General features: G+C 48.3%; 14 protein-coding genes. 9 read left to right on the top strand and 5 right to left on the bottom strand.

All coding sequences use genetic code 11. The features are described 5' to 3' along the window. Positions 1-47: 47 nt before the first annotated feature. From rhaT to VIP81_RS11935, 7 genes are all read left to right on the top strand, one after another. Complete coding sequence (gene rhaT / locus VIP81_RS11905) at positions 48-1,103, top strand: L-rhamnose/proton symporter RhaT (RefSeq protein ID WP_331960384.1); 1,056 nt, start codon at positions 48-50, stop codon at positions 1,101-1,103. 42 nt (positions 1,104-1,145) lie between these two features. Then, positions 1,146-3,272 (top strand): bifunctional aldolase/short-chain dehydrogenase, encoded by a 2,127-nt coding sequence (locus VIP81_RS11910; protein WP_331960387.1) that lies wholly within the window; start codon positions 1,146-1,148, stop codon positions 3,270-3,272. A gap of 34 nt (positions 3,273-3,306) precedes the next feature. Continuing rightward, a complete protein-coding gene (locus VIP81_RS11915; RefSeq protein WP_331960390.1) occupies positions 3,307-4,581 on the top strand; it encodes a sugar isomerase in 1,275 nt (424 codons plus the stop codon). 14 nt (positions 4,582-4,595) lie between these two features. Next, a complete protein-coding gene (locus VIP81_RS11920; RefSeq protein WP_331960393.1) occupies positions 4,596-5,993 on the top strand; it encodes an FGGY-family carbohydrate kinase in 1,398 nt (465 codons plus the stop codon). Between the two features lie 35 nt (positions 5,994-6,028). Beyond that, positions 6,029-6,964 (top strand): alpha/beta hydrolase, encoded by a 936-nt coding sequence (locus VIP81_RS11925; RefSeq protein WP_331960396.1) that lies wholly within the window; start codon positions 6,029-6,031, stop codon positions 6,962-6,964. Between the two features lie 91 nt (positions 6,965-7,055). Beyond that, on the top strand, positions 7,056-10,280 hold the full coding sequence (locus VIP81_RS11930) for a glycosyl hydrolase (RefSeq protein ID WP_331960399.1): 3,225 nt from the start codon (positions 7,056-7,058) through the stop codon (positions 10,278-10,280). A gap of 24 nt (positions 10,281-10,304) precedes the next feature. After that, positions 10,305-12,077 (top strand): alpha-L-rhamnosidase C-terminal domain-containing protein, encoded by a 1,773-nt coding sequence (locus VIP81_RS11935; RefSeq protein WP_331960402.1) that lies wholly within the window; start codon positions 10,305-10,307, stop codon positions 12,075-12,077. 54 nt (positions 12,078-12,131) lie between these two features. Here the strand turns inward: VIP81_RS11935 and VIP81_RS11940 are convergent, their stop codons facing one another. From VIP81_RS11940 to VIP81_RS11960, 5 genes are all read right to left on the bottom strand, one after another. After that, positions 12,132-12,806, bottom strand: a complete 675-nt coding sequence (locus VIP81_RS11940; protein WP_331960405.1) for a hypothetical protein — start codon at positions 12,804-12,806, stop codon at positions 12,132-12,134. Between the two features lie 60 nt (positions 12,807-12,866). Beyond that, a complete protein-coding gene (locus VIP81_RS11945; RefSeq protein ID WP_331960408.1) occupies positions 12,867-13,319 on the bottom strand; it encodes a MarR family winged helix-turn-helix transcriptional regulator in 453 nt (150 codons plus the stop codon). 23 nt (positions 13,320-13,342) lie between these two features. After that, the gene (locus VIP81_RS11950; protein ID WP_331960411.1) at positions 13,343-13,762 is read right to left on the bottom strand and encodes an SRPBCC family protein; all 420 of its coding nucleotides are present in this window, start codon (positions 13,760-13,762) and stop codon (positions 13,343-13,345) included. A gap of 105 nt (positions 13,763-13,867) precedes the next feature. Further along, on the bottom strand, positions 13,868-15,226 hold the full coding sequence (locus VIP81_RS11955; RefSeq protein ID WP_331960414.1) for a Gfo/Idh/MocA family oxidoreductase: 1,359 nt from the start codon (positions 15,224-15,226) through the stop codon (positions 13,868-13,870). A 77-nt stretch (positions 15,227-15,303) separates the two neighbouring features. Beyond that, complete coding sequence (locus VIP81_RS11960; RefSeq protein ID WP_331960417.1) at positions 15,304-15,909, bottom strand: RNA polymerase sigma-70 factor; 606 nt, start codon at positions 15,907-15,909, stop codon at positions 15,304-15,306. Positions 15,910-16,062: 153 nt separating this feature from the next. On the opposite strand from VIP81_RS11960, the gene VIP81_RS11965 reads away from it, so the two are divergent. Then, complete coding sequence (locus VIP81_RS11965; protein WP_331960420.1) at positions 16,063-17,028, top strand: FecR family protein; 966 nt, start codon at positions 16,063-16,065, stop codon at positions 17,026-17,028. 224 nt (positions 17,029-17,252) lie between these two features. Continuing rightward, positions 17,253-19,967: SusC/RagA family TonB-linked outer membrane protein (locus tag VIP81_RS11970; RefSeq protein ID WP_331960423.1), on the top strand; the 2,715-nt coding region annotated here is incomplete at its 3' end.

Raw genomic sequence — 19,967 nt, forward strand, 5'->3', positions numbered from 1 at the left:
ATTTTTATGAAACATTAGTTTTCCACGTTACAAATTACGATGTCATTATGCAGGCTTTACTGGGCGTTTTGTTCCACTTTATCGGAGGGTTTGCCTCTGGCAGTTTTTATATCCCTTACAAAAAAGTGAAGGGGTGGAGCTGGGAGAGTTACTGGATTGTAGGAGGCGTGTTCTCCTGGCTGGTGGTGCCTCTGGCAGCCGCCTGGCTCACCGTTCCCGGTTTCATGGATATTATCGGCAGCACTGCCGGCCCCGTACTTTTCTGGACATATTTCCTCGGCGTATTATGGGGGATAGGCGGGTTAACCTTTGGCTTATCTATGCGCTACCTGGGCATGTCGCTGGGAATGGCGGTGGCCCTGGGCTTCTGTTCCGCATTTGGTGCACTCATACCACCTGCTTACCGCGGCCTGTTTACCGACGATCCTAATACCCTGGGCGCCATGTTACATACCAGTAAGGGCATGTTTGTACTGCTGGGCGTAGCAGTATGCCTCATCGGCATTGCTATTTGCGGCAGGGCAGGGATGCTCAAGGAAAAGGAACTCTCGCAGGAACAGAAAACGGAAAGCATCCAGGAATTCAATCTCCGTAAAGGATTGGTCGTGGCCATTGTTTCCGGTATCCTCAGCGCCTGCATGAGCTTCGCTATCACTGCGGGCAACAGCATGGGCAAAGCCGCAGTAGCCAACAACGCTAACCCGCTGTTCAAAAACAATGTTATTTTTGTTATTATCATGTTAGGCGGACTCACCACCAATTTCATCTGGTGTATGATCCTCAATAAAAGGAATCAATCTTTCAACGATTATACGAACAAAGAAACCCCGCTGGTAAAGAATTATGTTTTCGCCGCCATCGCCGGCACCACCTGGTTTCTGCAATTCTTTTTCTACGGCATGGGAGAAAGTAAGCTGGGCAACGATGCCAGCTCCTGGATCCTGCATATGGCTTTTATTATCCTGATTTCCGGCATGTGGGGCTTTGTGTTAAAGGAATGGAAAAATGCCAGTAAAAAAACATTCGCTACTATTTCCCTCGGAATATTCACTATTATATTGTCAGTGATCCTGGTGGGATATGGTAATTCATTAGACAATTAACCCGCAGCATTATCGCAATTAAAAACGTTAAAATTATATAGTATGTCTTTAGATGGAACTACCACGCAATTCAGGCATGTCAGTTATTTATGGGATGAAGCCACAGCAGCCGGTATGGCTGGTGACGAAGTAGCCTTGCTGATCTATCGTTCCAACTTGCTGGGAGCCGATCTGCGGCTGACCAACTACGGAGGCGGAAATACCTCCTGCAAAGCCATGGCTAAAGATCCGTTAACAGGTGAGCCCGTAGAAGTCATGTGGGTAAAGGGTTCCGGCGGAGACCTGGGCACACTGAAAAAAAGTGGACTGGCTGCTTTATATGTAGATCGTCTTCGCAGCCTGCAACACATTTACAGAGGGATGGCACATGAAGATGAAATGGTAGAACTGTTTAACCATTGTATTTATGATCTCAGTTCCAAAGCACCTTCTATTGATACCCCCCTGCATGGATTTCTTCCTTTTAAACATATCGATCACCTGCATCCGGATGCCGCCATTGCCATCGCCGCGGCGAAAGACGGTAAAAAGATTACGCAGGAATTATTCAATGGCACTATTGGCTGGGTCCCCTGGCAAAAGCCAGGATTCGATTTGGGCCTGCAACTGAAACAATGTCTCGATGAAAATCCCGGTATCCGTGGTATCATGCTGGGATCACATGGCCTCTTTACCTGGGGCGATACTGCCTACGAAAGCTATATCAATACCCTCGAGGTGATAGAACGCTGCGCGGAATACCTGCAGGCAAACACCGGCCGTCAGAAACCAGTATTTGGAGGCGCTAAAATCGACGCATTGTCGCCGGAAGCGCGGAAGGCCCAGGCGGCTGCATTGGCCCCGATTTTACGGGGTTATTGCTCTTCCAGGCAGAAAATGGTGGGCCACTTCACCGACGACGCCCGTGTACTGGAATTTATTAACTCCCAGGATCTCGACCGGCTGGCCCCACTCGGCACCAGCTGCCCGGATCACTTTTTACGCACCAAAATCAGCCCGCTGGTACTGAACCTCGCCCCGGACGCAAGTCTGGCCGATCTTGCCGCTATCAAAACCGGCCTGTCACCCTTGTTTGAAGCCTACCGGGAAATGTACGCAGCCTACTACAACACCTGCAAACATCCCAACAGCCCGGCCATGCGCGATCCTAACCCCGTAGTGATCCTGTATCCCGGCGTAGGCATGTTCACCTTCGCAAAAGATAAACAAACCGCCAGAGTGGCCGCCGAATTCTATATCAACGCCATTAACGTAATGCGCGGCGCAGAAGCCATTTCTGAATATACCTCCCTGCCAAGACAGGAAGCCTTCAATATTGAATACTGGCTGCTGGAAGAAGCAAAACTACAACGCATGCCCAAACCGAAAGCACTCAGCGGCAGAATTGCCCTGGTCACCGGCAGCGCCGGCGGTATCGGTAAAGCCATCGCTAAAAAGTTTGCAGAAGAAGGCGCCGTGGTAGTGATCAATGATAACGATGCAGAACGACTGGCTTCCGCCACCGCAGAATTTAATAAATTATTTGGGAAAGATGTGTTCGCAGCAGACCTGCTCGATGTAACAGATGCGGCGTCGATCCGTCAGACCTATAACACGGCCGTACTGGCTTTTGGTGGAGTTGACATTATTGTCAATTGCGCTGGACTCTCTATTTCCAAACCATTGGAAGAGCATACGGAAAAAGACTGGGACCTGTTGTATGATGTACTCGTAAAAGGACAGTTCCTCGTTACGCAAACCGGTGTGGAAATTATGCGCAAACAGGATACCGGCGGCGACGTGCTGAACATCGTGAGTAAAAATGCGTTGGTGTCCGGGCCTAATAATGCCGCCTATGGCTCTGCTAAAGCAGCACAACTGCACCTCAGCAGACTCAATGCCGCCGAACTGGGAAAAGATCGTATACGCGTGAACGTAGTCAACCCTGATGCCGTTATTTCCGATAGCAAAATATGGGCAGGCGCCTGGGCAGAAGGCCGCGCCAAAGCATACGGTGTAAAGGTGGAAGAACTACCGGCATTCTACGCTAAACGTACCCTGCTCAATGAAATCATCGTCCCCGAAGATATTGCCAATGCATGTTATGCTTTTGTAAGTGGACTGTTGAATAAAGCCACCGGTAATGTGCTGAACGTAGACGGTGGCGTAGCCATGGCTTTTGTAAGATAAAAACAGTATTTTATCTGCTGTTAAAAAGAGAACGATGCAAATAGAAAAATATAAAATAGACGAACATAATCATTCATTGCTGGCAGCCCACCAGCGCGCATTTGACTATCTCTCCGGAGAAATTGACAATGTGCCGGACCTCGTTCAGCAGTTAAGCGCTTTCCAGGTGGGTATTCCCAGCTGGGCACTCGGTACAGGTGGTACCCGCTTTGGCCGTTTCCCCGGTGGGGGCGAACCCCGCAACCTGGAAGAGAAAATTGGCGACGTTGGATTGCTGCACCAGCTCAATCAATCCAGCGGCTCCATCTCCCTGCATATTCCCTGGGATGTGCCGGACAACCCGGCGCATATCAAAGCAGTGGCGGCGCAGCATGGACTTCGCTTCGATGCCATGAACTCCAACACCTTCCAGGACCAGCCGGGACAAACGCATAGCTATAAATTTGGTTCGCTGCAGCATGTCAATAAAGACGTTCGTAAACAAGCCATTGAGCATAATATTGAAGTGATTCAATATGGTGTGGCACTGGGCTCCGATGCGCTGTCTGTGTGGCTGTCCGATGGCTCCTGTTTTCCCGGCCAGCTGAACTTCCGCCACGCTTTCCAAAATACACTCGAAGGACTGCAGGAAATTTATGCCGCCTTACCAGACGACTGGAAAGTGTTTGTAGAATACAAAGCGGCGGAACCTAATTTTTATTCCACCACGGTAGGCGACTGGGGACAGTCGCTGCTCTATGCCAATAAGCTGGGACCTAAAGCCTATTCCCTCGTGGATCTGGGCCACCACCTGCCCAACGCCAACATCGAACAAATCGTTTCCCTGCTGCTGATGGAAGGTAAATTAGGCGGCTTCCATTTTAATGATTCCAAGTTTGGTGATGATGACCTGACCGTAGGTAGCATCAAGCCTTATCAGCTGTTCCTTATCTTTAATGAACTGGTGGAAGGCATGGATGCGAGAGGCATGAACCACAACACCGACCTGGCCTGGATGATAGACGCTTCGCACAATGTAAAAGATCCGCTGGAAGACCTCCTGCAATCTGTAGAAGCCATCATGATCAGCTATGCGCAGGCGTTGCTGGTAGATCGAAAGAAATTATATGCAGCACAACAAAATAATGATGTGGTAACTGCACAGGAAATATTACAACAAGCATTCCGCACAGACGTTCGTGCATTGGTGGCTGCCGCCAGAATGCAGACAGGTGGCGCGTTGAATCCACTGGCCTTGTATCGCTCAGCCAAAGTAAGGGATCAGCTGATCCGTGAAAGAGGAGTGAGAACCATGGCGACAGGACTGTAATCTTAAAAATATTTATGAGCGAAATTCCCGTTATAGCCATCTTCGATGTTGGTAAAACCAACAAAAAGCTGTTTCTCTTTGATGAACAGTATCGGATCATCTTTGAGCGGACAGCTCGTTTTACGGAAACGGTGGACGAAGATGGAGCGCCCTGCGAAAACCTGGAAAGCCTTCGCCTCTCTGTATTTGATTCATTGAGAGAAGTATTCCGGCGGAAAGACCTGGTGATCAAAGCCATTAACTTTTCTACCTATGGCGCCAGTTTGGTGTACATAGATGAGGAAGGGCGCCCATTGACTCCGCTATATAATTACCTGAAAGAATATCCTGCTGCATTGCAGGAGCAGTTTTACAATAGCTATGGCGGAGAAAAAGCCTTCTCTGTACAAACAGCTTCTCCGGTACTGGGAAGTCTTAATTCCGGAATGCAGTTGTACCGGCTGAAGTATACGCAGCCAGACATTTTTCCGCGCGTGAAATACGCACTGCATTTACCGCAGTACATGAGCTACCTGCTTTCCGGCGTGGCCTGTTCGGATATTACCAGCATCGGATGTCACACTAATTTCTGGGACTTTAAACAAAATAATTATCATGCGTGGGTGAAAAAAGAAGGGCTGCTGGAAAAGCTGGCGCCACTGTTATCTTCCGGAGAAGTAATGCCCGCTGCATTCCCTGGTAATAATTATGCCATCGGTACGGGCCTGCACGATAGCTCGGCTGCATTGATTCCTTACCTGGTGAACTTTCATGAACCGTTTATATTAATTTCTACCGGCACCTGGTGTATCAGCTTCAATCCATTTAACGATACACCACTTACCGATGAAGAACTGGCAGCAGACTGCCTGTGCTACATGACATTCCAGGGCAAGCCGGTAAAGGCTTCCCGTTTGTTTGCCGGTTATGAACATGAGCAGCAGGTAAAACGCATTGCAGCCCATTTTAATCAGCATACCGGTCATTATCGCAATATTGATTTTGATAGCAACATTATTCGCACCTTAAAAGAGCGGAACAAACAGGATCATGCTCTGTTGTCGCCAGATCCAAAGCTGCTACAGGCTTCTGTCTTCGGACAACGCGACCTGCATAGCTTTGCTGATGATACCGAAGCGTATCATCAGCTGATGCTCGATATTGCCCAGCAACAATACATCGCCACTAAAAGGGTCCTCAATGGCTCTGCAGTAAAACGTATATTCGTTGACGGTGGGTTCAGCAAAAATGCCATCTACATGCATTTACTGGCAGCGCTGTTTCCGGAGATAGAAATCTTTGCTGCATCTATGGCGCAGGCTACTGCCATGGGAGCAGCACTGGCCATCCATTCATCGTGGAATAACAAGCCTTTGCCTAACGATCTGATAGCATTGAAATATTATTCGGTGACACATGATGTAACTTTATAAAGATTTTCTTACTATTATGGTGAATAATTAATACTATGCGCGCCCTCTTTATTTCCCTCCTCAGCTTCGTTGCCATCGTTGCCCATGCACAAAATGTAATGCCTTTATATAGCGGTCTTCCGCCGGGCGGTATTGCTTCCCCTGATGAGGAAATAACAGATAAGGATAATAATCGCGCGCTCACCAGCGTACCTACACTCACCGCTTTTCTGCCCCCTAAAGAAAAGGCAACCGGCACGGCGGTGTTGATTTGCCCCGGTGGAGGCTATGCCTGGGTAGTATTGCAAAAAGAAGGGTTGAATATCGCTGAATACTTCGTGAAACAAGGCATTGCCGCTTTCGTACTCAAATACCGTTTACCTTCCGATAAGATCATGACCGATAAAAGCAGTGGCCCGCTGCAGGATGCACAAGAGGCACTGAAAATGATCCGGTCACGTGCCAAAGAATGGAATATCGACAACAAGAGAGTAGGCATCATGGGCTTTTCCGCCGGTGGCCACCTGGCGTCTACGGTAGGAACACATTTTGACCGCCCCGTATTGGCCGCCAATGCAGGGGTAAACCTGCGCCCGGATTTTATGATCCTCGTATACCCGGTGATCAGCATGGAAAAAAATCTCTCTCACGCCGGTTCCCGTACCCGCTTGCTGGGCGAACATCCCGATGAACTAGCCGTGAAATATTATTCCAACGACCGGCAGGTGACGCCGCAAACACCGCCCACACTATTGTTTCATACCGGCGACGATAAGACCGTAGATGTAGACAACACCCTGTTGTTTTACCAGGCATTGCGCCATCAGCACGTACCGGCAGAAATGCATATTTATCCCGAAGGAGATCACGGGTTTGTACTGAAACTACCGATAGACGTATGGATGCAAACCGTGATGAAATGGCTGGGCCGCAGCGATATGCTCAACCCGGATAATCCCTTACTACAGGGAGGTACAGGACAGTTATACTAATACAGTTTTCTATTTTGGGTGAGTTATGCTATTCACTGTGCCGACAGGGACAGGAATACTATGTATAACGGAGAACGCTAAACGAAATTTAATGAATCATTTTATAAAGAGAAAAACAGCTGCGGTAGTTTTACTCTTATCCGCGTCAGCGGCTGTCAGCGCGCAGCAAGCCACTTTACGGCAAGGTTTCGTAACACCACCGGACAGTGTAAAACCAAGTGTATACTGGTATTGGATGAGTGATAATATATCGCAGGAAGGGGTGAAGAAAGATCTGGCAGCCATGGCGAAAGTAGGCATAGGCCGTGCTTTCATTGGCAATATCGGTTATCCGAAAGAAGAAGTACCCTACGGCAAAGTAAAATTGTTTTCAGACGAATGGTGGAAGGTGACCCGCGCAGCGATCAGCACCGCCTCCAAAAATGGAATTGATATAGGCTTGTTCAACAGCCCCGGCTGGAGCCAGAGCGGCGGCCCCTGGATCAAGCCATCCCAATCTATGCGCTACCTTACTGCCGGTGATGAAATAACCGTGCAGGGGCCAAAGCAGCTTTCACAGCCAGCTCCCAACATCCCGGATTTTCAAACTGTAGCCGTGATGGCTTTCCCCGTACCGGCAGACGATGGAGATGATATTGGTAAACATGCGCCTGTGCTGACTTCCAACGCCATTTTCGAACATATAGCGCAACTGGTAGACGGTAATATCACAGCCGAAGTAGCTGTCACAACACCCGTGAACCGACCTACTCCTGTGAACATAGATATGGAGGTGACCTCAGATTTCACCGCCAGAAGCCTGATTATTTATCCCGCTGCACGCCCCTTCAGAGCACAGTTCGAGTTGCAGGTAAAAGAAAATAATACCTGGCGTAGTGTAAAAATATTTGAACTGGATCGTAGTAATCCTGCGCTCAATGTAGGTTTTAAACCTTATGCCCCGGTAGCAGTGTCGTTTAAAGCCACTACTGGTAAGCAGTTCCGGCTGCTGATCAGTGAGGGACATCCGGCACTGGCGGAAATAAAATTGTCTGCCGCCCCACGTATAGAGCGTTTTGAGGAAAAGCAGCTGGCTAAAATGTTCCAGACGCCATTGCCTTTATGGAACGAATACCAATGGCCACAACAGCCGGAGGCCGATGGCGGAGGGATGATTATTGATCCCACTAAAGTCATTCATCTCACTAAAAATTTACTGCCCAACGGCACCCTGAGCTGGACCGTGCCTGCGGGCAACTGGATAGTAGTGCGCTATGGCATGCTACCCACGGGCGTTACCAACAGTCCTGCCTCTAAAGAAGGCACAGGGCTGGAAATAGATAAGATCAGCGATACCTGGTCACAACATCACTACGATTCCTTTGTGGGCAAAATCCGCAACAGCATACCCGCTGCAGAACGTACTGCCCTGAAATGGGTAGTAGCAGATAGTTACGAAACCGGTTCTCAAAACTGGACCGACGATATGGCCGCAGACTTTGTGCAAACATATGGCTATGACCCTTTGCCATGGCTGCCTGTATTATCCGGCAGGGTAGTGGGCACCGCGGACCAGTCGGACCGTTTCCTCTGGGACCTGCGCCGCCTCGTAGCAGATCGCGTTGCCTATAAATATGTGGCTGGCCTGCGTAAAGCCAGTCATAAAGACGGCCTGAAATTATGGCTGGAAAACTACGGCCACTGGGGCTTTCCATCAGAGTTCCTTAAGTACGGCGGACAGTCGGATGAAATTGGCGGTGAATTCTGGAATGAAGGTACTTTGGGAGATATTGAATGCCGCGCCGCTTCTTCCGCTGCGCACATCTACGGCAAAACAAAAGTGGCGGCGGAATCTTTCACCGCTGGCGGACAAACATTTGTGCGCTATCCGGCCCTGCTGAAACGCCGCGGCGACTGGTCGTTCACCGAAGGGATCAATCATACACTCCTGCATGTTTTTATTACACAACCTTATGAAGACCTGAACCCCGGTGTGAACGCGGGTTTTGGCACAGAGTTTAACCGTAAGAACACCTGGTTTTACCAGGGCAAAGCTTTTGTAGATTATATCAGGAGATGTAACTACCTCCTGCAACAAGGCAAACCCGTAAATGATGTCGCCTATTTCATCGGAGAAGATGCACCTAAGATGACCGGTATCAGGAATCCCGAATTGCCCAAAGGCTACTCCTATGATTACATCAATGCAGAAGTAATCATGACCCGCCTGCAGGTAAGAGCCGGCAAACTGGTGCTGCCGTCCGGCATGAATTATCGCTTGCTGGTGCTACCTCAGCTGGAAACCATGCGGCCGGAGCTGCTGGAAAAAATAGCACAGCTGGTAAAACAAGGCGCTACCATTTTAGGGCCGGCACCACAACGCTCGCCCAGCTTACAACACTATCCCGCAGCAGATGTACGGGTGCAGCAGTTGGCCACGGAGCTGTGGGGCAACGATCATGCACAACAACATCCTTATGGTAAAGGGCAGGTACTCAGCGGTATGAATATGGAACAGGCCTTGAACACGTTGTCGTTAACCGCCGATGTGGCCAATCTGCCGGCATCCGCGCTCTATGCGCATCGCACCACACCGGAAGGAGAAATATATTTTATTACCAACCAGGCAGCTACTACTACCACGTTGTCGCCGGCTTTCCGCGTAAGCGGCAAACAACCGGAATGGTGGAACGCCGTTACCGGTGAAATCCGTGATCTGCCAGTCTTTACGATGCAGAATGAAAATACCGTAGTGCCGTTAACGTTAGCGCCTTATGAAAGTGGCTTTGTCTTGTTCCGTAAAAAAGCAACGACCACTAACATCAGTAAAGCTAACTTCCCGGAATCAACCATATTGCAGGAATTGAAAGCCCCGTGGCAGGTGCGTTTTGATACCGCCCAACGAGGCCCTGCCCAGCCGGTAGTATTCGATCAGCTGACCGACTGGAGCAGTCATCCGAATGAACAAATCCGCAACTATTCCGGTACAGCGGTATACGAAACTACTTTTAAGGCAGATGTAATACCCACGGGATCCAGGCTATACCTGGATTTGGGCAATGTGAGTGTGATGGCTACGGTGAAACTGAATGGCGTAGCATTGGGTACCGTATGGACCGCACCTTATCGCGTCAATGTAAAAGATGCACTGAAAAAGGGAACGAACAAACTGGAAATAGCCGTGGTCAACACCTGGGTAAACCGACTGATAGGAGATAGTAAACTGCCGGCGGCGTCGCGTAAAACATGGAGTAACGTGAACCCCTATACGCCGGAATCCGGGTATCAGTCGGCAGGGTTACTAGGCCCTGTTAGATTGACTGCTGTAAAGTATTAATTTCACCAACATGAATTGTACCACATGAAAATATATACCTTGTTGCTGCCGTTAAGTATGTTGCTGCTGAGTGAAATGCCCGCCCAGGCACAGTTGCCGCCGGTGTTTGACAGCAGTCGCATGGCCACGGTTCAAACAACACCTACCGTGCGGCGGTATCTGTCTCCCGAAAAAATTATATGGCAAACAGATAATACGGGCAGCAGCATTACCAACGCAGCACGCTTCCTCTTACCCGGCAACGGACAGGCGGACCTGGCCAATCAAAATATGTGTGTGCTGAAAAGCACGGCCACAGAGCATCCCGGCATCCTATTCGACTTTGGGAAAGAGCTGCACGGTGGTTTGCAACTGGTGACCGGCATGTTTAAAAGTGGAAAGCCTGTGAAGCTGCGGGTACGCTTCGGTGAATCCGTCAGCGAAGCAATGAGCGATATTGAGCCAGGTAAAAATGCGACTAACGACCACGCCATCCGTGATATGATCGTAGAAGTGCCGTGGTTGGGTAAACTGGAAGTGGGCAATACCGGTTTCCGCTTTGTGCGCATCGATCTGTTGGACGACAATGCCGAGCTGCAACTCAAAGAAGTAAGGGCCATTTTCATTTACAGAGACCTGCCTTACCTCGGCTCCTTCAAGTGCAGCGATGACCTGCTCAACCAGATCTGGATGACCGGCGCCTATACTGTTCACCTCAACATGCAGGACTATTTATGGGATGGCATTAAGCGCGACCGCCTCGTGTGGATTGGCGACATGCACCCCGAAACGTCTACCATCAGCGCGGTGTTTGGGTATAATGACGTAGTTCCTAAAAGCCTGGACCTGTCACGCGATATTACCCCGCTGCCACAATACATGAATGGCATGGTATCGTATTCTATGTGGTGGGTGCTTATTCAGCGCGACTGGTACCTGCATACCGGCAATCTTGATTATCTGAAACAACAGGCCGGTTATCTGAAAGGCTTGCTGGATCATTTGTCTAAGAAAATCGACGATAATAACAGCGAGGACTTACAGGATGGTACCCGTTTCCTGGACTGGCCTTCCAGCGAAAATAAAGCGGGTATACACGCAGGCTTACAAGCCATGATGATCATGACGCTTAATGCCGGCGCGGCACTCAGCAAGGTGTTGAACGATGACGCCAGCGTAAAAAAATGCGAAGCTGCTATCGCCCGCCTCAAAAAAAATGTGCCGGACGCTAATGGCTCTAAACAGGCCGCTGCCTTACTCGCCTTGTCGGGCCTGGTGCCTGCCGAAAAAATCAACCACGATATTTTATCCGTAGGCGGTGTAAAAGATTATTCCACTTTTTATGGTTACTATATGTTGCAGGCAAAAGCCAAAGCCGGCGACTACCAGGGAGGGCTAAACGATATTCGTACTTATTGGGGGGCCATGCTTAAACTGGGAGCTACCACCTTCTGGGAAGACTTTAACATGGACTGGCTGCACAATGCGTCCCGCATTGATACGTTGGTACAACCCGGACAAAAAGATATTCATGGTGATTATGGTGCTTACTGTTATAAAGGTTTCCGTCATAGTTTATGCCATGGCTGGGCATCCGGTCCTACGCCATGGTTAACAGAACATGTATTGGGCATCTCCGTAGTGGTCCCGGGTTGTAAAGTGATTAAAGTAGTGCCGCATTTGGGAGATCTGCAATTTGCAGAAGGTACTTTTCCTACGCCTTATGGTGTGGTAACGGTGAAGCATACACGCCTGGCAAATGGAAAAATTAAATCAGATATTAAAGCACCGGCGCAGGTGAAAATTATCAGGGAGTAAACTTTTTTTCTCAACGTGGTCTAAGGCAGCTTCCGGTTATCGGAGCTGCTTTTTCTATGCAGGTATAAACTCGCTCAAATCCACATCCCGTATATCAAAATCTTTCTTATGCCGGATAATATCCGGATGTAGGTATAGCTTGTAATCCTTGATCACAAAGGGATTGTCAGGATCCGTTTCGTCCGGATTGGCATCACTGATCTTCAACGTTTGTTTAATTTCTTTCAACGCATTTTGTAGCCGGACGGCATTGAGCTGGGCGAGTGGCAGCTGCCATTGAAACTGGTGCGTATGATCAATGGATATAGGTACCCAAACGCTTTTAGAGGTAGAAACGTTGAGGTCTCTGTCAAAAAAAAGCACATCTTCTATGGTGATCAGATCGGCCTGTATACCGGCTTCTCCATTGGGAAGCATCACTTTGCCATAGCCGCCGATGCTGAAAATACTTAGCGCGTTTTTTCCTGCCAGCACCGCTTTCAGATTCGCCATAAAGTCAGGGAGGTTGTCTCCCGGTATAGCGATAATATCGTCTAAACGTATATACGTAGGCGTGAGTAGATCGTATTTAATGGTGATCGCGAGTACCCGTTCAAGATCTTCAAATACCGTATCGGGTATTGGCGCACCTTTTTGCAGGGCTTGTATTGTTGGATATCCTTCAGGGGCATCGTCATAAAAATACCAGGTATTATGATAGCCACTATCCGGGAAATCAACATGTTCCATAATGAGGTGAGTTTGGTGAAGGGCAAGAGAACAAATATAGTGTTTTTGCCGCTGGGTACCTCATTGGGATAACAATACCCGCAGCGCCCTGTTAAGCTCGCCCACTTTGGCTCCCAGTGGTGCAAAGAAGTCTTTGTCGAACTTTTCCACTACTTTTATCGCCTGCCGGGTCACTTTTTCGCCGGCTTCTGTTAAGGCAACGGTTTTTGCCCGGGTATCGGTGGCATGTTCCTTTCTTTGCAGCAATCCTTTGGTCTGCAAGGTGCGCAATACCGTGGAGGTGGTCATCGGATCTATTTTGGAATGTGCAGAGAGAAGAATTTGGGTCACCGGTTCATTTTGCTGCATCAGCCATAGCGTACTGGCTAACAGCACAAACTGGGAATGCGTCAGATCATATTTTTCCAGGGCTTTCCTGATCTCTCTTTGCCATAAGCTGGTCACCTGCCACAACAGAAAGCCCGGACTATCCTCCGCCGCTGCTACACTAAAAGCATTATCGTCTTTTTTCATCGCGCTTTTTTTTGCAAAAATAATTATAGTTTACTGGCTACCCGCACCTGGTTTTGCATTTCTTCGGGTAAATGGTTAACGATGTCCTGCGCTACTATTTTCTTCCATAAAAAGCCCAGTACACCGGATACTGTCATGGTAACGGTCAGCTTCAATCCTTCAGGGGTATCTTCAAAAGTATGCTCACCGTACATTTTGGCTAAAGGGAAGTGGGTGAGATCCACAAATTTTTTGTTGGGAATGGTTTCATACAATTCGATTTTGATTTTGGGGCCTTTCTTAGGTTTCAGCAGGAAATGATTGCCCTTTTCAAATGCGCCGTCCAGTTTGGCATATTCAATACCATTGTCCCAGGTATGCCAGTTGTTAACGTCTGCAAACAGCTTCCACATTTGTTCTTTGGTAGCTTCTTTAGTAACGAGGGTGTGAGATTGTGACCACATAAAATTTGTTTTTTAGAATGAATAATTATTTTATAAGTGCAAATATAATAAGTGTACTTATTATAGCAAAATAAATTATTACAAGATAAGTAGACGAGAGGCTACTTAAACCTGCGGATGCTCCCAGGGCCCCCGGTAGGGTCGCTGTAAAAGTGCTGTAGCAGCGGGATCGCCGGTAATAATTCTTTTGTGTGGATCATATACCACCGGTCTGCCGGTTTGCAGGGAAATATTAGCGAGAATACAGCTGGCAGTGGAAATATGTCCTTCTTCGATATCCGCTACCGGCCTGCCGCCATTTTTAATAGCTCCCAGGAAATTAAGCATATGCAGCCGCGTGGCGGGAGCCGCATTCAGCTCTATGGCCGGTTCGGTCACATCTTCCGGGTATTTCTCTTTTTCATACACCACATCTTTATGGATAGGGGTACCATTACCCTCGGGTATAAAGTCGTAAGACATGGTGCTGGCGGCGAGGGTACCTTTTTCTCCGTACAACTTAAACGACCAGGGATATTTGGGATCTGCCGGGGTGCCCCAGCTACGGTGCTGCCATACACAGTTAAGTCCATCGTACTCGAAAATGGCCGATTGGGTATCGGTAATATTTGATTTGCCTTCTTTCTGTACATAGATGCCGCCGGTAGAACTGATGCGCGTAGGCCAGCCCAGTTGCAGCATCCAGCGTACGGTGTCGAACATATGCACGCACATATCGCCCATAATACCGTTGCCATATTCCATAAAGGTGCGCCACCAGCGTACATGTGGTATGCCGTCGTAAGGCCGCAGGGGAGCGGGGCCTGTCCACATGTCGTAATCAAAATAGTCTGGTACTGCCTGCACTGGCGGGTTGCCATTGTTACGCATATGATAGTAGCAGCACATTTCTACATGAGATACCTTCCCCAATAATCCGGCATCTACAATATTCTTTTTGGCATCAATCAGGTGAGGGGTACTTTTCCGTTGCGTACCTACCTGTACCACCCGGTTGTATTTACGCGCAGCGGCTACCATGGCTTCTCCCTCTATTACATCTACACTGATAGGCTTTTGTACATACACATGCGCACCTGCCTGGAGGGCTGCTATCGTTTGTAAGGCATGCCAGTGATCCGGCGTACCTATCAGCACAATGTCCAGCTCATTTTCAGACAACAACTTGCGGTAATCGGTGTACAGCCGGGGCATGGCGCCGGAAGCCTGCCGTTTACGCACCATTTCGCCGGCAGCCTGCAGCATATTTTTATCTGCATCGCACAAGGCCACCACCTTTACCGGGGCTACCTGTATCAGGCGGAATAAATCACTTTTTCCATACCAGCCGGTGCCTATCAGGGCCACCCGGTAAGGTTTGTCAGGATTAATAAAATCAAGTGCGCTGGCGCCTATCGCGGAAAGTGCGAGGGTAGCCGTGGCCCCTTTCAGAAAGCGGCGACGGTTAATGTTGAACTGGTCCATGTCGTGGAATTAATGAAGCAAAAAATAGGTTTCCTGTTCAGCAGGAAGATAGTTTAACCAGTAAGAAAGATAATAATTCAGGCGAAGAAATTATAGCCTACGGATAATATTAATAATATCAGCTCCTGTCCGTTGAATTCTTTTCTGAGGATAGCCAGGGCTTTACCAATATGTTTTTCTACGGTGTTAACGGAGATGCCTAATCGTTCGGCAATCCCTTTATTGGTCAGCAGTTCAAAGCGGCTTAGTTCAAATACTTCCCGGCATTTTTCCGGCATCTGTGCCAGCGTTTGCCGGAAGCGCATTTCAAGTGCCTTACCATCAATAGTGGGTTGTATAATATTATGGGGCACCTGGATCGCCGCAATGTTGGCGTGATGCGCTTCATGAATCAGCTGGTTGCGGAATTCATTGAGGATACGGTTTTTCAAGCTGGTGAGCAGATACGGCTTTACCGGCTGCCGGACGTCCAGCAAATGCCTCCGCTCATAAAAACGAACAAATACTTCCTGTACAGCATCGTCTGCGGCAGCTTTGGAGGGGAGCCTCTTGTAAGCAGTGCGGTACATCACATCTATGTAACGTTGGTACAGTGTTTTGAATGCGGCTTCATCATCCTGCTTCATGGCTGTTAGCAGGCGTTCATCAGGTAAGTCGGCATATATCACGTTAAAATCAGTCATTAGTCACGTACAGGTTACAGGTTCACGCATGAAAAGTATTTAAAAAAAATGAGAAATGGAATTATTGCTGATTTCCATCTCCCTAAAAAAAAATTTCATTTGGAATGGCGGTAAAGTAATCCTGATGTGTTTACATAGAAAGACATCCACCTTATGAACGCAAAAAAATTGGCCGACCTCCTGCAAAAATACCAGGACGGCCAGTGTACGGAAGAGGAGCGTTACCTCATTGAGAAGTTCTATCAGGGCTTCGATGCCGATGAGGATACTTTGCCTGGCAGCAACAGCATGCAGCCAGCTTATGATGCGCTGTACGAGCAGGTTTTAAGTAAGATAAAAGAACGGCCGGTAACGATAAAAAGATCATTTCCATACCGCCGGCTGGCCACTGCCGCCGCTGTACTGCTGCTATGTGGGGCCGCTACTGCCTGGTTTTTCCTGCCGGAAAAGAAGGCGGAGAAAATGGCTGTCGCCAACAAAACGGAGAAGGCAAAGAAGCGCTTTATCAAACTGTCGGACGGCAGCTCGGTACTGTTGAACGCACAGAGTGAATTAAAATATCCGCCGGTATTCGCAGGCGATACCCGCGAAGTATATCTCAGCGGGGAAGCGTACTTCGATGTTACCGCCAACAGCCGGCAGCCGTTTATTGTGCATACCGGTAAAGTGGCCACCACCGTGTTGGGCACCGTGTTTAACGTAAAGGCATTACCCGGCGATAAAGCAGTCACGGTGACCGTAGAACAGGGAAAGGTAAGGGTAGAAGCCAATGGTAAACCACTGGGTGTGATAGGATCTAACCAGCAGATCGCCGTGAATCAAAGCGTTGCCGGCTATGAGAAAAATGATACGGTGAATGTACTGCCGGTAATGAACTGGGTAAAAGAAGACCTGGTATTTAATAACGTGACGTACGAGGAAGCGGCTAAAGTGCTGACGGAGCAATATGGTATCACGGTGGTGTTTCACCAGTCCCATCTGCAGCATTGCCGGTTTACCACCTCCTTTAAAAATCAATCATCACTGGAAGATATCCTGACGGTACTCTGTGCATTTAATCAGTCGACCTACCGGATCAAAGATAGTATCGTGACCATCAGTGGAGGAAATTGTCAATAATAATTTAAAAGAACAGATATGCCACCATCATTACCTATATGCTAAAAAAGCAACCCTGGCTGCTACCAGGATTGCTTAACAGGTCTTAAATACTTATGTAGAACACTTAAAACCAATTGCAATTTATGCAAAAATTTACTCTTTTGCCTGGTGCAAAAGCGCAGGGTCATGCCCCGTGCCTGCACAGGAAAGTGGTTATCAACCAACGAACACTGCACCTTTTTATGAGATTAAATGTAATTGCTGCCGTCATTACCTTTACCAGCACACAATTGCTGATGGCAGCTCCCGGCAAGGGGCAAACCATGGATAAGGCTACGGTTACACTCAATGTACAGCATGAGTCGCTGAAAGCGGCCCTGTCACGCATTGAACGCCAGAAAGAAGTACGTTTTATTTATAGCCAGGAACAGGTGGCTGCTTTCAACGATATCAGTATCCCTAAAGGTACCCGTACTATCGGAGAACAACTGGACCTGCTGCTGGCCGGAACTTCCCTGCGCTACCGCGTGGTGAACGATCACTTTATTATTTATAACCCGTCAGGCGAAACACCCGCCACCACCGGCACTGAAACAGTGGTCAAGGAAGAAGGCGTTATTCGTGGTAAGATAACGGATGCCAAAGGCGACCCTGTTGTAGGCGCAACAGTACATGTGTCTGGCACTACCTATGGCAGCACTACCAATGCGGAAGGCGTATTCGTCATCAAAGGATTGAAAGAAGGTAGTTACACTATTACTGCTTCTTCCATTGGTTTTGAGAAAAACAGTAAGACGGTTACTCTCAGCGGTAAAGAAGCGATCGTAAACCTGTCCTTACCCGATGGCCTTAACCCACTCAATGAAGTGGTGGTAGTGGCCTATGGTACCCAGAAACGCTCCAGCTTCACCGGTTCTGCCGCCACCCTGAAAGCAGAAGCCTTTGAAGGCTCTCCCCGCGCTTCTGTACAGGAAAACCTGCAGGGAAATGTAGCCGGCGTGATGGCCAGCAATGGTACCGGCCAGCCAGGCGCTGCACCGGATATCCGCGTAAGAGGCGTAGGCTCTGTGAACGCAGGCAGCTCACCCTTGTATGTGGTAGATGGTATTCCACTCGCCGCCACCAGCGTAAGCAGCCTGAATAATGCCGACATTGAAAGCTTTACCGTATTGAAAGATGCAGCGGCTGCCTCTATCTATGGCTCTCGTGCCGCAAATGGGGTAATACTGATCACCACTAAAAAAGGAAAAAGCGGCAAAACAAAATTCAACGCTTCCTCTCAGTTTGGATTCAATAAAGTAACGCTGAATAAAGATCTCTACCCACTCAATACCACTGAAATGCTGGAGTTGTTGAGAGAAGGCGTAAAAAATGCCGGTAAAGATGAAGCCTACTTTCAGTCGGAACTTAAAACCGCTGGTATTGATACAACTGTTAATACAGACTGGTTTGATGTGCTGACCCGCAATGGCCAGTTCCAGCAATATGATCTCTCCGCCAGCGGTGGTACCGATAAAACAACTTTCTATGGTTCCGGTAGTTACTACACCAGCAAAGCCGCCCTGGAAGGAAGTGAGTTTAAACGCGCTACGGGTAACTTTAAATTAAGCAATAAGGCTACTGATAAATTATCTTTCAAAATAGGACTGCAACTGAGTTATCGTCAGCGCCGTGATCAACCGGATGAAGGCTCCAATGGCAACCCGGTGCGGATGTACAAACGCTATATGCCCTGGCTGCGCGTGTATAATGCAGATGGAAGCTATGATGTGAGCTACCTGAATAAATACAACCCGCTGGCAGTAGTAAGAGAAAACTGGAACATCCGCTCCGACTACGGCGCCGTAGGAAATGCCAGCGCAAAATATGACTTCACAAAATCACTCAGCCTGGAAAATCAGTCCAGCATCGATTTTAATTACAACGATATACAACTGTTTTACAAAAGCGGCATCGGTACTGCACGTACCAATGGAGGAGAAGCCACTTACTCAACTTATAAAACATTCAATTGGGTAAATACCAGTATTCTCCGTTTCAATAAAGACTTTGGCGAACATGGGGTAAACGCTTACCTGGGCTATGAAGCACAGCAGGTAAGTGCAGGTGGCAACAGTGCCTCCGTGCAAAATTTTCTGCCGGGCAGCTATACCATGGACAACGCGGCGATTGCCACTGCAGCAGGATCGAATGTAACTGGTAATTCACTCAATTCATTTTTTGCCAACGCCGGATATAATTTTAAATCCCGCTATTACCTCAGTGCCTCTGTACGCCGTGATGGATCTTCCCGTTTCGGAACGGAAAAGAAATTTGGTAACTTCTGGTCGGTAGGCGCTTCCTGGAATATGGCAGATGAAGCATTTATGAAATCGGTGCGTGCCATGTCTGAGCTTCGTCTCCGTACCAGCTACGGTGTAAACGGTAACCAGGATATCGGAAACTTTGTTTCCCGTGCCTTGTATAGCAACACCGACTATAACCAGAATCCCGGCTACTATTTTTCACAATTTGGCAATACCAGCCTGACCTGGGAAAAGAATAAACCATTTAACGTAGGACTGGACTTTGGTGTGCTGGCCAATCGTATCACCGGTACCATAGAATACTATACCCGTAAAACAACGGATCTGTTGCTGGATATGCCAATTTCTGCTACCAATGGCCTCAGCAGCCTGTACTCCAATGTGGGCGAAATGAAAAACAGCGGATGGGAATTCCAGATAAATACACAGAATATCGTATCCCGCAACCAGGGCTTTGCGTGGAATACCAGCTTTAATATTTCTACTTTAAAGAATGAAGTCACGGCGTTGAACAGTCCTATTATTTCTGGTTATTATGATCGTCATGTTGGCGGCGATTTTTACCAGCTCTATATGAAAGGATATGCCGGCGTTGATCCACAGAATGGAGAATCACTTTGGTATACCGACGCAACTAAAACCAAAACGACC

Origin of the sequence: Chitinophaga sp. (genome assembly GCF_036566945.1) — a bacterium.
In the GTDB taxonomy this organism is placed as follows: domain Bacteria; phylum Bacteroidota; class Bacteroidia; order Chitinophagales; family Chitinophagaceae; genus Chitinophaga.

Coding starts and splice junctions, on each gene's coding strand:
- VIP81_RS11925 (WP_331960396.1), top strand. CDS start 6,029: ATGCGCGCCCTCTTTATTTCCCTCCTCAGCTTCGTTGCCATCGTTGCC.
- VIP81_RS11965 (WP_331960420.1), top strand. CDS start 16,063: ATGAACGCAAAAAAATTGGCCGACCTCCTGCAAAAATACCAGGACGGC.
- VIP81_RS11940 (WP_331960405.1), bottom strand. CDS start 12,806: ATGGAACATGTTGATTTCCCGGATAGTGGCTATCATAATACCTGGTAT.
- VIP81_RS11945 (WP_331960408.1), bottom strand. CDS start 13,319: ATGAAAAAAGACGATAATGCTTTTAGTGTAGCAGCGGCGGAGGATAGT.
- VIP81_RS11950 (WP_331960411.1), bottom strand. CDS start 13,762: ATGTGGTCACAATCTCACACCCTCGTTACTAAAGAAGCTACCAAAGAA.
- VIP81_RS11910 (WP_331960387.1), top strand. CDS start 1,146: ATGTCTTTAGATGGAACTACCACGCAATTCAGGCATGTCAGTTATTTA.
- VIP81_RS11935 (WP_331960402.1), top strand. CDS start 10,305: ATGAAAATATATACCTTGTTGCTGCCGTTAAGTATGTTGCTGCTGAGT.
- VIP81_RS11960 (WP_331960417.1), bottom strand. CDS start 15,909: ATGACTGATTTTAACGTGATATATGCCGACTTACCTGATGAACGCCTG.
- VIP81_RS11930 (WP_331960399.1), top strand. CDS start 7,056: ATGAATCATTTTATAAAGAGAAAAACAGCTGCGGTAGTTTTACTCTTA.
- VIP81_RS11920 (WP_331960393.1), top strand. CDS start 4,596: ATGAGCGAAATTCCCGTTATAGCCATCTTCGATGTTGGTAAAACCAAC.
- VIP81_RS11955 (WP_331960414.1), bottom strand. CDS start 15,226: ATGGACCAGTTCAACATTAACCGTCGCCGCTTTCTGAAAGGGGCCACG.
- VIP81_RS11915 (WP_331960390.1), top strand. CDS start 3,307: ATGCAAATAGAAAAATATAAAATAGACGAACATAATCATTCATTGCTG.
- rhaT (WP_331960384.1), top strand. CDS start 48: ATGCAGGCTTTACTGGGCGTTTTGTTCCACTTTATCGGAGGGTTTGCC.